This is a genomic window from Kitasatospora sp. NPDC056273 (assembly GCF_042268845.1).
Classification (GTDB): domain Bacteria; phylum Actinomycetota; class Actinomycetes; order Streptomycetales; family Streptomycetaceae; genus Kitasatospora.
This window is the reverse complement of the sequence record NZ_JBHJSJ010000018.1, coordinates 73,757-87,538: the sequence shown is the minus strand read 5'-3', so window position 1 is coordinate 87,538 and position 13,782 is coordinate 73,757. Positions and strand designations below refer to the sequence as shown.

Here is a 13,782-nt window from a genome sequence, read left to right as displayed (position 1 = left end):
GCCACCGGCCGCACCGCGTGTGACAATTCCGCGATGACCAGGGCTGCGGACCCCCATCCTGCGCACCCCGTCGCCGACGCCGCGCGACCCGAGGACCCCGAACTCGCCGCGCGCGCCGCCGAGCTGGTGCGGGACGCCGTGCTCGGCGACCTCGCCCGCCGGGTGGTGGCCGAGTGCGGCGCCGACGTCGGCCTGGTCGGCGTGCCCGAGCCGCTGCCCGGCAGCCGTCCCGGCAGCGAGGGCATGGTGCTGCGGCACTGGGCCGGCACCCGGGCCGACCTGCTGCACGACGTGCCCGTCCCGGCCGGACTCGGCCTCGGCGGCCGGGCGCTCGCCGAACGCGCGCCCAGCTGGGTGCCCGACTACCGTGCGGCGACGACCATTTCGCACCACTACGACGCGGCCGTGGCCGCCGAGGACCTGTACGCGATGCTCACCGTCCCGCTGATGGACGGCGACACCGTGCACGGCGTGGTGTACGCCTCGCTGCGCGCCGTCGTCCCGTTCGGGGACGTGCGGATCTCCGCGGTCGGCACGCTGGCGAAGGCGGCGACCCGGGCACTGGCCGGGGCCGCCGCCTGGAGCCGCGAACGGCCCGGCGGAAAGCCCTGCGAGCAGTCCTGTGGAAAGCCCTTCGACAAGCCCTTCGACAAGCCCCGGACGGCCGCCCCCGTACCGCCGTTGACCCCGCGCGAGCACGAGGTGCTGCGCTGGGCGGCGACCGGCCGGACCAACCCGGAGATCGCCGCCCGACTGGGCCTGACCTGCAACACGGTGACGGGCTACCTCAAGTCCGCGATGCACAAGCTCGGGGTCCGCAACCGGACCGAACTCGCCCTCGCGGCAAGGGAGTCGGGGCTCGTCGGGTGACGGGCCCCCGACGCGGCCTCAGTTGACCCGGCGCTCCCGCCCGGTCCAGTACGGCTCGCGCAGCCGGAACTTCTGCAGCTTCCCGGTGGCGGTGCGCGGCAGGGCGTCCCGGAACTCCACCGTGGTGGGCGACTTGTAGCCGGCCAGCCGCTGCTTGCAGTGCGCGATTAACTCGGCCTCGGTGACGGCCTCGTGGCCCTCCCGGAGCACCACCAGCGCCTTCACCGTCTCGCCCCACTTCTCGTGCGGCACCCCGATCACCGCCGTCTCGGCGACCGCCGGGTGGTCGTACAGGCAGTCCTCCACCTCGATCGAGGAGACGTTCTCCCCGCCGCTGATGATGACGTCCTTCTTGCGGTCGGAGATGGTCAGCAGGCCGTCCGTGAGGGTGCCGCCGTCGCCGGTGTGGAACCAGCCGTCCCGCAGCGCCTCGGCCGAGGCCTCCGGCTGCTGCCAGTAGCCGTCCAGCACGGTGTTGGAGCGCACCAGCACCTCGCCGGACGCGTCCACCCGCAGCCGGGTGCCGAGCGCGGGGGAGCCGGCCTGCACCAGCTTCTCGGCCCGCTCGGCGGCCGGCAGCGCGTCCCACTCGGCCCGCGAGCGGTTGACCGTGACCACCGGGGAGGTCTCGGTCAGACCGTAGAGCTGCATGAACTCCCAGCCCAGCTGCTCCTCGACCTGCTGGATCACCGAGGTCGGCGGCGGGGCGCCGGCCACCACCAGCCGCACCCGGTCCCGGCCGGGCACCGGGCCGTCCCAGTCGGCGGCCGCGTCCAGCACCATCTGGACCACGGCGGGCGCGCCGGACAGGAAGGTCACCCCGTGCCGCTCGACCCGGCGCAGGATCTCCGCGCCGTCCACCTTGCGCAGCACGATGTGCTGGGCGCCCAGGCCGGTGAGCGAGAACGGCAGGCCCCAGCCGTTGGCGTGGAACATCGGCAGGGTGTGCAGGTAGACGTCCCGGTCGCCGGCCCCGTAGTGCAGGGCCATCAGCGTCGCGTTCAGCCAGACGTTGCGGTGGGTGAGCTGAACGCCCTTGGGGCGGGCGGTGGTTCCGCTGGTGTAGTTGATGGTGGCGGTGTCGTTCTCGTCCACCGAGTACCGCCGCGGGGTGGCGTCGGTGTCGTACAGCACGGCGTCGCTGGCCGCGCCCAGCACGAACTTGTGCTTGGCCACCACCCCGTCCAGGGCGTCGGCGACCTCGGGGTCGACCAGCAGCACGGAGGCGCCGCTCTGCTCGACGATGTACGACACCTCCTCGGCCTTCAGCCGGAAGTTCACCGGCACCAGCACCCGGCCGTACCCGCTCACCCCGAAGAAGGAGGTCAGCAGCCGGGCCGAGTTGTGCGAGACGACCGCGACCCGCTCGCCCGGCCCGACACCGAGCCGGTCCAGCCCGGCGGCCTGGGCCCGGGCCAGTTCGGCGACCCGGCGGTAGCTCAGCTCGCCCCAGGACTCGGCCGGCTGCACGGGCTCGTCGACGATGCCGACCCGGTCGCCGTAGACCAGCTCGGCCCGGTCGAGGAAGTCCATCACGGAGAGTGGAATCTGCATGGGGCCACTGTCCTCCCCCACCCGCCCCCTGCACACCCCCGATCGGGGGTGTCACCCGTCCGCGCCCACCCCGTCCGTGCTCACCCCGCCCGCCACCGCCCCGTCCGTCTCGGCTCCGTCCGCGGGGGCTCCGTCCGCGCTCACCCCGGCCGCCGCCAGCGCCGCCGCCAGCCGGTCCCGGGCCTCCGTCTGGGCGGCGATCCGGCGCTCCAGCACCGCCAGCCGCCGCCGGGCGATCCCCAGCACCTGCTCGGACGGCCGGACCGCCAGCACGTCCCCGTCCAGGCAGCCCAGCAGCGGGCGGAGGTCCTCCAGGGTGAGCCCGGCGGCCACCAGCGCACGGATGTTGCGCACCCGGACGACCGCCGGCTCGCCGTACTCGCGGTAGCCGTTCGGCGCGCGCTCGGAGTCGATCAACCCGGCCTGCTCGTAGTGCCGCAGAGCGCGCGCGGTACTGCCGGTCCGGGCCGCCAGCTCGCCGATCCGCACCGCCACCCGTCCCCTCCCGGTCAGCCCACCAGCGCGCCGCCGTCCACCGGCAACACTACGCCGGTCACGAACGAGGCCTGCGGCGAGGCGAGTCGGGTGATCGCCCAGGCGACCTCCTCGGGGCGGCCGATCCGGCCCAGCGGGGTGTGCTCGATCTGCCACGTCCGGATCGCCGCCCGCTGCTCGGGGCCGTACCCGGAGTGGTCGCCGATCGGGGTGTCGATCGCCCCGGGCGCCACCGCCACCACCCGGATCCCGCGCGGCGCCAGCTCCACCGCCCAGCTGCGGGTGACCGTCTCCAGCGCCGCCTTGGTCGCCGCGTACACCGAGTTGCTCGGCCAGCCGCGCTGCCCGACGGCGGTGCTGACGTTGACCACCACGCCCCGGCTCCCGCTCAGCGCCGGCACCGCGGCCTGGCCGAGCAGCACCGGGGCGACCAGGTTGGTCGCCAGTAGCGCCTCGACGCCCGCGCGGTCGAAGCCGCCGATCCCCTGCCCGCTCCGCACGATCGCCGCGTTGTTGACCAGCACGTCCAGCCGCCCGAACCGCTCCAGTGCCGCCCGGACGATCTCCTCCGGCGCGCCCGGCCCGGTCACGTCCGCGGCCAGCGGCTCGATCAGCGCCGGGTACGCGGCGGCCGTCGCGGCCAGCGGCTCCGGCCGCCGCCCCACCGCCAGCACCCGCGCCCCCTCGGCGGCGAAGGCCAGCGCCGTCTCCCGCCCGATCCCCGTCCCGGCCCCCGTGACCACCACGACCCGGTTCCGCGTCCCGCTCTCGTCGTCCATGGGCCCACCCTCCGACCCTGCCGCCAGCGTCAGGGTCAAGCGGGAACGGCGGAGCCGTCGGGTCGGTCCGCCAGGGCGCCGCGCACCCGGGCCCACCCCGCCCGCCACCCGGGCCCGGGCGGGGGAGCCCGGGCCTCCGCCCGCCGAGCCCGGCGCGAACAGCGGGCCCGGGGCCGCGCCGACCGGGCCCTCCGGCTGCTAGGAAGGTCGCAACATACGGTTCACCCACGGGGAGCACAGCCATGAACGACCAACGGCCCGGCACGCTCTACGAGGCCGTCGGCGGCATCGACGTCCTGCGCCGGCTCAGCCGGACCTTCTACCGGGGCGCCCTCGCCGACCCCCTGCTCGCGCCGGTCTTCGCCGACTTCACCCCCACCCACATCGAGCACGTCGCGGTCTGGCTGGCCGAGGTGTTCGGCGGCCCGACCGGCTACACCGACCGACTGGGCGGCCACCAGGCGCTGCTCCGCGCCCACCTGGGCCTGGCCGTCACCGAGGAGCAGCGGCTGCGCTGGATGGAGCTGATGGCCGAGGCCGTCCGCGCGGAGCTGCCCGGGGACGAACTGCTGCGCCGCCGGGTGCTGGAGTACTTCGACTGGGGCACCCGGATCGCCGAGGACGTCTCCGGCTCCCCGGCCGGCACCGACCTCGGCGATCCCGGCCCGACCCCGCGCTGGGGCTGGGAGGGCCTCAAGTGACCGCCGCCCTGACGGCCGACGGCCTGCTGCTGCGCCCCTTCGAGGACGCCGACGCGCCGGCCCTGATCGAGGCCTACCGGGACGCGACCCTGCGCCGCTTCACCCGGACCCCGGTCGGCGACGCCGAGGAGGCCGCGCACTGGCTGCGCCTCCAGGAGGAGGGCCGTGCGGCGGGCACCCGGTACAGCTTCGCCGTCCTGGACGGCGCCGAGCTCGTCGCCAACGTCGCCCTCAAGTACCCCACTCCCGGCGGGGAGACGGCCGAGGTGGGGTACTGGACGGCAGCCCCGGCCCGTGGCCGGGGGGTGGCCCCGCGCGCGGTGGAGGCCCTCACCGCCTGGGCCTTCGCCACCTTCGCCGAGGGCGGCCTGCGCCGGATCGACCTGCTGCACCAGGTGGACAACCCCGCCTCCTGCCGGGTCGCGGAGAAGGCCGGCTACCCGTTCGTGGAACTGCTCCCGCCCTTCCCGCCCTTTCCGCTGGACGGCCACCGGCACTCCCGCAAATGGCTGGACGAACCCGAACCGCGCAGGTCAGAGTAGGCGGATGGCATCTCTGGTACGACATGTGACGATCGATTGCGGCGACGCGCACGCCCTGGCCTCCTTCTGGGCGCAGGCGCTGGACGGCACCCTGGGCGAGGACGACAACCCGTGCGACGAGGAGGCGGTGGTGAACTCCGCCGGCGCCTCGCTGCTCTTCATCCGGGTGCCCGAGGGCAAGTCGGCGAAGAACCGGGTCCACCTCGACCTCCAGCCGCAGGACCGCAGCCGGGACGAGGAGGTGGAGCGCCTGGTCGCCCTCGGGGCGACCGTGCTGGCGGACCACCGCCTCCCGGACGGCAAGGGCTGGGTCACCCTCGGGGACCCGGAGGGCAACGAGTTCTGCATCGAGCGCAGCCAGGCCGAGCGGATCGCCACCGGGAGCGCCTGACCGGTCGGATCAGTCCGGCCACTCGCCCATGGCCGCCCGCCAGGTCCACGAGGACTTGCGCGGGCGGCCGTTCAGTTCCCCGCGCCCGGTGCACCAGAGCAGGACCTCCGCCGGGTGGGCATCCGGCTCCCGCGGTGCGTGCGGGAAGAGCCGGTCGAGCGCGAAGCGGCACGGTTCGGCGGGCGGCTGCCAGGGCAGGCCGAGGCCGCGGGTGATGTCGTGGGTGTGCAGCAGGGTCTCGGCGACGCCCATCGCGGCGAAGCCGAGCGGTTCGCAGGGGCCGTGGTGGTAGGCGCGCAGCTCGGGCGGGGCGGCGTCCAGGGTGGTGGCGAGGAGGTGGCCGGCGGCGGTGACCACGGTGAGCACCTGGGCCGGGTCGGCCTCGGGCCGGACGGTGAGGTCCAGCGGCAGGTAGCGGTCGCGGGGGCGGGCGGCGAGCTGGCCGGCGTAGGCGAGCAGGTCGTGGGCGATGTGGGCGGCGGTGTCGCGGCAGCTCCACTCCAGGAGCCCGGCGGGGGCGTCCCAGTCGCGGTTCCCGGTGTGCGGGGTGAGGACGGCCAGGGCGGCGTCCAGGGCGGTTCGTACGGCGTCGCCGTTGGCGGTTGGTACGGCGTCGCCGTTGCGCATGACCACTCCTTCGACGGGGCGTCCGGGGCGTCCGGGGCGTCACACGATAGGCCCAGTGCCCCGGCTCGCGCCGGGAGTTCGTCCGATAATCGGTCCTGTCCGGCGCGTCCGGCGCGTCCGGCGTCCGGCGCCCTGCGATCCAGCGTCCCGCGGTCCGACGCCGCCCCACCCGCGAGCACCCAGGCAGGTACCCATGGCCAGAATCGCCGTGATCGGCGCCGGCGGCACCATCGGCAGCGCGGTCGTCAGGGAGGCGGCGGCGCGCGGGCACGAGGTCACCGCGGTGGTCCGGGACCCGGACCGCTACCGGGGCGCGGCCGCCGCCGTGGAGCGCGCGGACGTGCTGGACCCGGCGGACGTGGCCCGGGTCGCGGCCGGCCGGGACGTCCTGGTGAGCGCCGTCGGCGGCGGCGACGGCCCGGGCCACCAGGCGCTGGTCGAGCCCGCCGCCCGCTCCCTGGTCGAAGGCCTGCGCACGCTGGGCGGCGCGGCCCCCAGGCTGATCGCGGTCGGCGGGGCGGGCAACCTGGAGACCGCGCCGGGCGTGCGGGTCTGGGACGCCCCGGGCCTGCCGGAGCCGCTCCTCCAGATCATGCACGCCCACGGCGCGGCACTGGACTACTACCGGACGGTCTCCGACCTGCGCTGGACGGTGCTCAGCCCGGCCGCCGAGATCGGCCCGGGGGAGCGGACCGGCCGCTACCGCACCGGCCTGGACCAGCTGCTCACCGATGCCGAGGGGCAGAGCCGGATCTCGGTGGCGGACTACGCGGTCGCTCTGGTGGACGAGATCGAGCAGCCCGAGCACATCGGCGAGCGGTTCACCTGCTGCTCCCTGTGAGGGCTGTGAGGCGTCCGGTGGGCGGGGTGCTCGAAGGGGGAGGGGTTCACCCCAGCTGGATCGAGCGCTTGGCCAGGCCCATCCAGAACCCGTCGATGACGCTGCGCTGGCTGTCCAGGTCGGCCTCGCCGGCGCCGAGGGTGACGAACAGCGGGGCGAAGTGCTCGGTGCGCGGGTGGGCCAGGCGTCCGGCCGGGGCCTTGTGCTCGAAGTCGAGCAGCGCGTCGAGGTCGTGGGCCTCCAGGGCGCGTCGGCCCCAGTCGTCGAACTCGGCCATCACCGAGGTGATCCGGCCGTCGTTGCTGAGCGCCCGCAGGTTGTGGGTGAAGAAGCCGCTGCCGACGATCAGCACGCCCTCGTCGCGCAGCGGGGCGAGCTTGCGGCCGATCTCCATCAGCCGCTGCGGGTCGAGGGTGGGCAGCGAGACCTGGAGCACCGGGATGTCGGCGTCCGGGTACATCTCCACCAGCGGGACGTAGGCGCCGTGGTCGAGCCCGCGGTCGGGGATGTCCTGGACGGGCGTGCCGGGGGCGCGCAGCAGCTTGCGCACGCGCTCGGCGAGGTCCGGCGCGCCGGGGGCGGCGTACCGGACCCGGTAGTAGTGCTCGGGGAAGCCCCAGAAGTCGTAGACCAGCGGGACGGTGGTGACGGCGCCGAGGGCGAGCGGGGCCTCCTCCCAGTGGGCGGAGACCATCAGGACGGCCTTGGGCCGGGGCAGGTCGGCGGACCAGGCGGCCAGCTCGCCCGGCCAGACCGGGTCGTCGGCCAGCGGCGGCGCGCCGTGCGACAGGTACAGGGCGGGCATGCGCTCAGGGGCCGCGGTGCTCATGGCGTCCTCCTCGGGGCCGTTCGACCGGCAGGTAGTCCGACAGGTAGTTCAAATTTGAACCTTTACGGAACCGACGGTACACCTTCGTTCGAATTTGAACAACAGGAGTAGGCTTCACCCCATGTCCACACTGAACGAACCCCGCTGGCTGGACCCGGACGAGGCGGCCGCCTGGCGGGGCTTCGTCGTCGCGAGCAACCTGCTGAACCGGCGGCTGGAACGCCAGCTCAAGGACGACTCCGGACTCTCCCACCAGCAGTACGAGATCCTGGTGCACCTGTCCGCCGCCCCCGGCGACTCGCTGCGGATGACCGAGCTCGCCGACAGGCTGGTCACCTCCAAGAGCGGCCTGACCTACCAGGTCACCCAGCTGGAGCGGGCCGGCCTGGTCGCCCGCCGCTCCTGCCCCAGCGACGTGCGCGGCGTCATCGCCGAACTCACCGACCAGGGCCGGGAGGCGCTGCGCCAGGCCGCGCCCGGGCACGTCGCCCTGGTGCGCGAACTGCTGATCGACGTGCTCAGCCGCGAGCAGCTCGCGGTGCTCGCCGAGGGGCTCGGTGCCGTCAGCGCCCGGCTGCGCCAGGACGAGACCCCGTAGGGCCGGCCCCGCCGACAGCCGCCACCCGGGCCCAGGGCCCGCACCTGCGAGTGGAAGTCCGCCCGATCCATCGCATCTGCGAATGCTCCGGCCGCCGCTCGGGTACTCCTCCTCCCGGGCCGCGGCGCCGTGGCCCGGGAGGAGGGAGCACCCATGACCCCGGCGAGACCCACCGTCCGACTGCACGGCCACCTCGACCGCCCCGCCGAGCTGACGGTGGCGCAGCTGCGAGCCCTCCCCGCCCGCCGGGTCGAGGTCAGCTTCGACTGCCGGACCGCGGGCGAGCAGCGCCACGGCTACGAGGGCCCGGCGCTGCTGGACGTGCTGCGCGCGGCCCGGCCCCGGATCGACTTCTCCGGCCGCAAGCAGCGGCTGCGCTTCCTGCTCTCGGTGGCCGGCGCCGACGGCCACCGGGCGGTGGTCTCCTGGGCCGAGATCGATCCGGACTTCGGCGGCCAGCAGATCCTGCTCGCCACCAGCATGGACGGCGCCCCGCTGGACGCCGCCGGTCCGCAGCTCGTCGTCCCCGGCGACCACTGCGGCGCCCGCTACGTCAGCGCCGTCACGGCCGTCTGGCTCGGCCCGCTCGGCGACCCGGCGCGCCCCACCGCCTGACGCCCGGGCGCCCGCCTCGCGCGCGTGCGGCCCCGGCCCCGCGGCCGCACGCCGGAAGGGGCCGGACGGCGGGTCGAAAACACTCGCCGGAGCCGGGTTTCCGTGCCAACATGCCCCATATGGGGACGATTCTGCACGGCACCTTGGTCACGCTCCGCCCGGCCACCGGCGACGACATCCCGGCGCTGGCGGCCATCCGCGGCACGCCCGAGGTGTTCGAACGCTGGCGTGGCGGTGACGACCTGGCCGACGAGGTCGCCAACGACCTGGAGTCGCCCGGCACCGAGACCTTCGCGATCGACCTCGGCGGCAAGGTGGTCGGCGCCATCCAGTGGTACGCCAACAACGACGACGAGTACCGGCACGCCGGGATGGACCTCTACCTCGACCCGACGGTGCACGGCCTGGGCCTGGGCACCGACGCCGTGCGCACGATGGCCCGGTACCTGGTGCACGACCACCACTACCACCGGCTGGTGATCGACCCGGCCGCGGACAACCTCGCCGCGATCCGCTGCTACACCAAGGTCGGCTTCCGCACCGTCGGCACCATGCGCCAGTACGAGCGCGGGCCGGACGGCACCTGGCACGACAACCTGCTGATGGACCTGCTCGCGGACGAACTGCTCGAAGGCTGAGGCGCCCGTACCGTCCCCGACGTCAGCCCCGCGCCGCTGCCCGGCCGGTCCGGGGTCGCCCCCCGGCCTCAGCCCCGCGCCGTCCCCGGCGGGCAGCCGCAGGAGCGCCGGACCACCAGCTGGGCCGGGAAGGTGCGGGCGCCCTGGGCGCGGCGCTCCGGCCCGCCGAGGACCAGCTCCACCGCGGCCCGGGCCATCTCGTCCTGCGCCGTGGTGACGGTGGTCAGCGCGGGCCCGGCGATCACCGCCTCGGCGATGTCGTCGAAGCCGGCCACCGCGAGGTCCTCCGGCACCCGGATGCCGAGGTCGTCGGCGGCCCGCAGCAGGCCGATCGCCTGGTCGTCCGTCGTGCAGAACACGGCGGACGGCCGGTCGGGACGGGCGAGCAGGGCGAGCGCCTCGGCGTGCGCCCGGACCCGGTCGAACGGCGCCGGGGTGAGTCGCCCCTCGGTGGGCAGCCCGGCCTCCTCCAGCGCGGCGAGCCAGCCGGCCGTCCGCCCGGTGACCGGGTCGTGCGGGCTGAGCGCGAGGGTGCCGCCGAAGCAGTGCACCTCGGCGTGCCCGTGCCCGAGCAGGTGGCGGACCACCTCGCGGGCGCCGCCCTGGTCGTCCGCGACCACGGCGACGCCGCCGGTGCTCTCCGCCCGGTGGTGCAGCAGCACCACCGGGGTGCCGTCGGCCACGTCGAAGCCGGTCAGCCCGGGGGTGGCCGGGTCCTGGGTGACCAGGACCAGACCGTCCACCTGCATCCCGAGGAAGGCGCGGATGTAGTGCGCCTCGCGCTCGTCGGCGTAGTCGGAGTTGCCGATCAGCAGCAGCCGGCCGTGCTCGGCGGCGGCCTGCTCGACGGCGTGCGCGAGCCCGGCGAAGAAGGGCTGGCGGGCGTCCGGGACGACCATCCCGAGCAGGTCGGTCCGCCGCCGGGCCATCGCCTGGGCGACCCGGTTCGGCCGGTAGCCGAGCTCCTCGACCGCCGCGAGCACCCGCGCCCGGGTCGCCGCCGCCACCGGCCGCGGCCCGTCGTTGATCACATAACTCACGACCGCCGTGGACGTCCCCGCCACCCGCGCCACATCGTCCCGTGTCACCCTCGCCATGACCGTTGAGCCTACACAGCCCCTCCGACCAGCGTCTTTGCCGAGTCTCGGGCCCGCCCGATCGGCCCTCTGCGGTTGCGCCCCGGCCTCGGCCGCCCGGAGGGTGGCGGGACAGGCGGCACCCGCAGCCGCCACCGCCGACCGTGGAGCAGGCCGATGAACAGGCCGATGGGCGCGCCGCCGCACCGGCGGGCCGTCCGGCGCACGCGCCCGGCGGCCCGGCCGCGGGTCCGCGTCCACGCCCGGGCGCGCGGCGCGGGCACCGCGCCCCGGCCGAAGGTCAGGCCCTGGCGCGCGTACGCCGTGGTGGCGGCGATCGTGCTGTCCGTCGTCGCCGGGCTGCTGCTCTACCTCGACGAACGCTCCAGCCGCGGCCGCGTCCAAGTGGTCGGGACGGTGCCCGGCCCGGACTTCCTGGAGGTCGACGTGACGCTCCAGCGGGTGGACGCGGCGGCGCAGACGCTCACCGCGAAGGTCCTGGTCCACCCGCACGGCGCCCTGGAGCAGCCGGACAGCCTGCTGGTCCCGGCCCGGGACGTGGTGCTGGAGACCACCTCGCTGGAGCAGACCGTGCTCAGGTACCCGGCCGGGCAGCAGGTCGCCTCCAGCGCGGTGGCGTTCAGCCTCCTCGACGGCCGGGTCACCGACTACCCCTTCGACCACTACCACGCGCTGATCGGCTTCCAGGCCACCGCCGGCGGGCAGCCCGTCCCGGTGGTGATCGGCGTGGAGGAGGCCGACCCCTTCTTCGTCTTCAAGCAGGCCGAGCAGCAGAGCGAGGGCGGCGCCGTCGTGGTGACCGAGCGGATCAGCCGCTCGCGCAGCACCTTCATCCTGGCCTGGTTCATGATGGCCGCGATGTGGGCGCTGGCGCTGTCCGTGCTGGTGGCGGCCTGGCTGATCGTCCGCCAGCGGCGCGGCATCGTCTGGCCCGCCCTCGGCTGGATGGCGGCCACGCTGTTCGCCCTGGTCGGCATGCGCAACGCCGCGCCCGGCAGCCCGCCGATCGGTTCGCTGCTGGACTACGCGGCGTTCTTCTGGGCGGAGCTGCTGGTCGCGGTCGGCCTGACCATGGTCGTGGTGCGGGGCGCCCGGATCGAGGGCGGGCACAAGGAGTAGCCCGGGCGCACGTGTCCGGCGGCCCGGCCACTCGGCTCAGGGGGTCAGAGGTTCAGGGGTTCGGAGGCCCGGAGGCTCAGGGGTTCAGGCGTCGGGCACGACCACCGTCAGCGACGTCTCCTGGAGCCGGAAGCCCAGCGACTCGTAGACCCGGCGGGCCGGGTTGCCCTCGGACACCACCAGCGTCACGTCCGCGAGCCCGCGCTCGGCGGCGTCCCCGACGGCGCGGCGCAGCAGGTCGGCGCCGAGGCCGCGGTAGCCGCGCTCCGGGTGGCGGAAGACGTCGCCGATCCAGGGCAGGCCGTCGCGGTCGGTGAGGATCAGCCCGGCGACCACGCGGTCCTCGGCGTCCACGGCGAGCAGGCTGGACGGCAGCACCGGGCCGATGACCTCGCCCTCCAGTAGCGGGGTGATCCGCTCGGCCACCACCCGGGCGTCCTCGCCCGGGTAGAAGTCGACGTGGTCGGGGGCGAAGGCGGCCCGCCAGGCCTCGTACAGCTCCTCGGGCGCGCGGTCGCAGGGCACCGCCCGCAGGCCCTCGCGCAGCGGCGTACCGGCCCAGTCGGCGGGCGGGGGGTCGGCGCGCAGGTCGCGGCGGAAGGTGTGGGCGTGCCGCAGCACCCGCGCGCCGTGCGCCACCAGCTCCTGCCCGAGCCCGGGCGGGCCGGAGACCACCCAGCCGGGCAGCTCGGCCCGGACGAACGCGGCGGCGTCCACCGACTCGTCCAGGACCTCCAGCAGGTCGGCCCAGGGCCGGCCCTCCCGCTCGTCCAGCAGGTAGCGCAGCACCGGCTCGCCGTCGGTACCCCGCCTGACCACCCAGTCCTCGGCCATGGCCCACCCCACAATCGCGTGATCGTTCGTCGGCGGCCATGTTCACCGAGGCCCCGCCGTCCGGCAACCGGTTATTTCCGGCCACCACCGCGTCGGGCCGGCACCGCATCAGGCAGCCACCGGGTCAGGCCACCACCGCGGCCCGGACGCAGAGCACGTCCGGCAGGTGGGAGACCAGCAGGGACCAGCTCTCGCCCTCGTCCCGGCTGCCGTACACGTCGCCGGTCCGGTTGCCGAAGTAGATCCCGGCCGGGTCGGCGTCGTCGGTGCGCAGGGCGTCGCGCAGCACGATGCCGTAGTGGTCCTCGCCGGGCAGGCCGTGGGCGAGCTGCTGCCAGCTGGTGCCGGCGTCGGTGGTGCGGAAGACCCGGCAGCGGCGGCCGGGCGGGATGCGGTCGTCCGAGCCGCCGAGCGGGAAGACGTAGGCGGTGTCGGCCCGGCGGGGGTGGGCGGCCACGGCGAAGCCGAACTCGGCGGGCAGGCCGTCCACGATCGAGCGCCAGCTCGCGCCCCAGTCGTCGCTGCGGTAGACGCCGCCGTGGTTCTGGAGGTAGAGCCGGTCCGGGTGGACCGGGTCCGGGGCGATCTTGTGCACGCACTGGCCGAACTCCGGGTACTGGCTCTCCTCCGGGAGGAACTCGGCGCGCAGGCCGGTGTTGGAGGGCTGCCAGCTGTCGCCGCCGTCCTTGCTGCGGTAGACGCCGCCGCTGGAGACGGCGACCAGCAGCCGCTGCGGGTCGCGCGGGTCGGTCAGGATCGTGTGCAGGCCCTGGCCGCCGTAGCCGGCGCCCCACTGCGGCCGCTGCGGGTGGTTCCAGAGCGCCTCGACCAGCGCGAAGGTCTCGCCGCCGTCGGTGGAGCGGAACAGCGCGGCGGGCTCGGTGCCCGCGTAGACGACGCCGGGGGCCTCCGCCCCGGCGGGCTGGAGCTGCCAGACCCGGGTGAGCGAGGCGCCGGTGGACTCCGGGAAGCGGATGGCCGGCCGCGGGGGCTCGTACCAGCTGGCGCCGAGGTCGTCGGAGCGCCAGATCGACGGCCCCCAGTGGCTGCTGTCGGCGCCGGCCAGCACTCTGGTCCGGCCGTCGCGGCGGTCGACGGAGACGGAGTAGATCGCGTTCATCGGGAAGTGCGGCCCGCTGAACTCCCACGTCAGCCGGTCGCGGCTGCGGCCGAGAAAGAGGCCCTTCTCGGTTCCGACGGCCAACAGCACCTCGGTCATGTCTCACACCACCTGGTCACGAGCAACGGCCCC

Annotated in this window: 17 protein-coding genes; 9 read left to right on the top strand and 8 right to left on the bottom strand. The window is 75.1% G+C overall.

Going from position 1 to position 13,782, the window contains the following annotated elements:
- Positions 1-33 precede the first annotated feature (33 nt).
- A complete protein-coding gene (locus ACFCY1_RS18420) occupies positions 34-870 on the top strand; it encodes a LuxR C-terminal-related transcriptional regulator (RefSeq protein WP_375875219.1) in 837 nt (278 codons plus the stop codon).
- 18 nt (positions 871-888) lie between these two features.
- On the opposite strand, the gene ACFCY1_RS18415 is transcribed toward ACFCY1_RS18420, so the two are convergent.
- The 3 genes from ACFCY1_RS18415 to ACFCY1_RS18405 are packed head-to-tail and all read right to left on the bottom strand — an operon-like array spanning position 889 to position 3,698.
- Positions 889-2,424 carry an AMP-binding protein gene (locus ACFCY1_RS18415; protein ID WP_375875218.1) on the bottom strand — a complete coding sequence of 512 codons (1,536 nt, stop codon included), beginning with the start codon at positions 2,422-2,424 and terminating at the stop codon, positions 889-891.
- Between the two features lie 51 nt (positions 2,425-2,475).
- Positions 2,476-2,913 (bottom strand): MerR family transcriptional regulator, encoded by a 438-nt coding sequence (locus ACFCY1_RS18410; protein ID WP_375875272.1) that lies wholly within the window; start codon positions 2,911-2,913, stop codon positions 2,476-2,478.
- Between the two features lie 20 nt (positions 2,914-2,933).
- Positions 2,934-3,698 carry an SDR family NAD(P)-dependent oxidoreductase gene (locus ACFCY1_RS18405; RefSeq protein ID WP_117487254.1) on the bottom strand — a complete coding sequence of 255 codons (765 nt, stop codon included), beginning with the start codon at positions 3,696-3,698 and terminating at the stop codon, positions 2,934-2,936.
- Between the two features lie 242 nt (positions 3,699-3,940).
- Here ACFCY1_RS18405 and ACFCY1_RS18400 point away from each other — a divergent pair, with 242 nt between their 5' ends.
- The 3 genes from ACFCY1_RS18400 to ACFCY1_RS18390 are packed head-to-tail and all read left to right on the top strand — an operon-like array spanning position 3,941 to position 5,332.
- Complete coding sequence (locus tag ACFCY1_RS18400; RefSeq protein WP_049654748.1) at positions 3,941-4,399, top strand: group II truncated hemoglobin; 459 nt, start codon at positions 3,941-3,943, stop codon at positions 4,397-4,399.
- The gene (locus tag ACFCY1_RS18395) at positions 4,396-4,941 is read left to right on the top strand and encodes a GNAT family N-acetyltransferase (RefSeq protein WP_241852856.1); all 546 of its coding nucleotides are present in this window, start codon (positions 4,396-4,398) and stop codon (positions 4,939-4,941) included. Before ACFCY1_RS18400 ends, ACFCY1_RS18395 begins: the two co-directional genes overlap by 4 nt.
- 4 nt (positions 4,942-4,945) lie before the next feature.
- Positions 4,946-5,332 carry a VOC family protein gene (locus ACFCY1_RS18390; RefSeq protein WP_375875217.1) on the top strand — a complete coding sequence of 129 codons (387 nt, stop codon included), beginning with the start codon at positions 4,946-4,948 and terminating at the stop codon, positions 5,330-5,332.
- Between the two features lie 9 nt (positions 5,333-5,341).
- Here the strand turns inward: ACFCY1_RS18390 and ACFCY1_RS18385 are convergent, their stop codons facing one another.
- Positions 5,342-5,959 (bottom strand): maleylpyruvate isomerase N-terminal domain-containing protein, encoded by a 618-nt coding sequence (locus ACFCY1_RS18385; RefSeq protein WP_375875216.1) that lies wholly within the window; start codon positions 5,957-5,959, stop codon positions 5,342-5,344.
- Positions 5,960-6,152: 193 nt separating this feature from the next.
- Here ACFCY1_RS18385 and ACFCY1_RS18380 point away from each other — a divergent pair, with 193 nt between their 5' ends.
- Positions 6,153-6,800 carry an NAD(P)-dependent oxidoreductase gene (locus tag ACFCY1_RS18380; RefSeq protein ID WP_049654755.1) on the top strand — a complete coding sequence of 216 codons (648 nt, stop codon included), beginning with the start codon at positions 6,153-6,155 and terminating at the stop codon, positions 6,798-6,800.
- A 46-nt stretch (positions 6,801-6,846) separates the two neighbouring features.
- On the opposite strand, the gene ACFCY1_RS18375 is transcribed toward ACFCY1_RS18380, so the two are convergent.
- The gene (locus ACFCY1_RS18375; protein ID WP_074002274.1) at positions 6,847-7,629 is read right to left on the bottom strand and encodes a dioxygenase; all 783 of its coding nucleotides are present in this window, start codon (positions 7,627-7,629) and stop codon (positions 6,847-6,849) included.
- A gap of 130 nt (positions 7,630-7,759) precedes the next feature.
- Between ACFCY1_RS18375 and ACFCY1_RS18370 the strand changes: the two genes are divergently transcribed.
- The 3 genes from ACFCY1_RS18370 (at position 7,760) to ACFCY1_RS18360 (ending at position 9,480) form a co-directional block, all read left to right on the top strand.
- Positions 7,760-8,227, top strand: coding sequence for a MarR family winged helix-turn-helix transcriptional regulator (locus ACFCY1_RS18370; protein WP_074002590.1), 468 nt, complete (start codon positions 7,760-7,762; stop codon positions 8,225-8,227).
- 153 nt (positions 8,228-8,380) lie between these two features.
- On the top strand, positions 8,381-8,842 hold the full coding sequence (locus ACFCY1_RS18365; RefSeq protein ID WP_074002275.1) for a molybdopterin-dependent oxidoreductase: 462 nt from the start codon (positions 8,381-8,383) through the stop codon (positions 8,840-8,842).
- A 119-nt stretch (positions 8,843-8,961) separates the two neighbouring features.
- On the top strand, positions 8,962-9,480 hold the full coding sequence (locus ACFCY1_RS18360; RefSeq protein ID WP_049654760.1) for a GNAT family N-acetyltransferase: 519 nt from the start codon (positions 8,962-8,964) through the stop codon (positions 9,478-9,480).
- Between the two features lie 68 nt (positions 9,481-9,548).
- On the opposite strand, the gene ACFCY1_RS18355 is transcribed toward ACFCY1_RS18360, so the two are convergent.
- Positions 9,549-10,577: a LacI family DNA-binding transcriptional regulator gene (locus ACFCY1_RS18355; RefSeq protein ID WP_375875215.1), complete on the bottom strand. Its 1,029-nt coding sequence runs from the start codon at positions 10,575-10,577 to the stop codon at positions 9,549-9,551.
- A 156-nt stretch (positions 10,578-10,733) separates the two neighbouring features.
- Here ACFCY1_RS18355 and ACFCY1_RS18350 point away from each other — a divergent pair, with 156 nt between their 5' ends.
- Positions 10,734-11,696 (top strand): DUF4436 family protein, encoded by a 963-nt coding sequence (locus ACFCY1_RS18350; RefSeq protein ID WP_375875214.1) that lies wholly within the window; start codon positions 10,734-10,736, stop codon positions 11,694-11,696.
- 84 nt (positions 11,697-11,780) lie between these two features.
- Here the strand turns inward: ACFCY1_RS18350 and ACFCY1_RS18345 are convergent, their stop codons facing one another.
- Positions 11,781-12,530 (bottom strand): GNAT family N-acetyltransferase, encoded by a 750-nt coding sequence (locus tag ACFCY1_RS18345; RefSeq protein ID WP_074002276.1) that lies wholly within the window; start codon positions 12,528-12,530, stop codon positions 11,781-11,783.
- Between the two features lie 124 nt (positions 12,531-12,654).
- Positions 12,655-13,749: a glycosyl hydrolase gene (locus ACFCY1_RS18340; RefSeq protein WP_074002277.1), complete on the bottom strand. Its 1,095-nt coding sequence runs from the start codon at positions 13,747-13,749 to the stop codon at positions 12,655-12,657.
- Positions 13,750-13,782 lie beyond the last annotated feature (33 nt).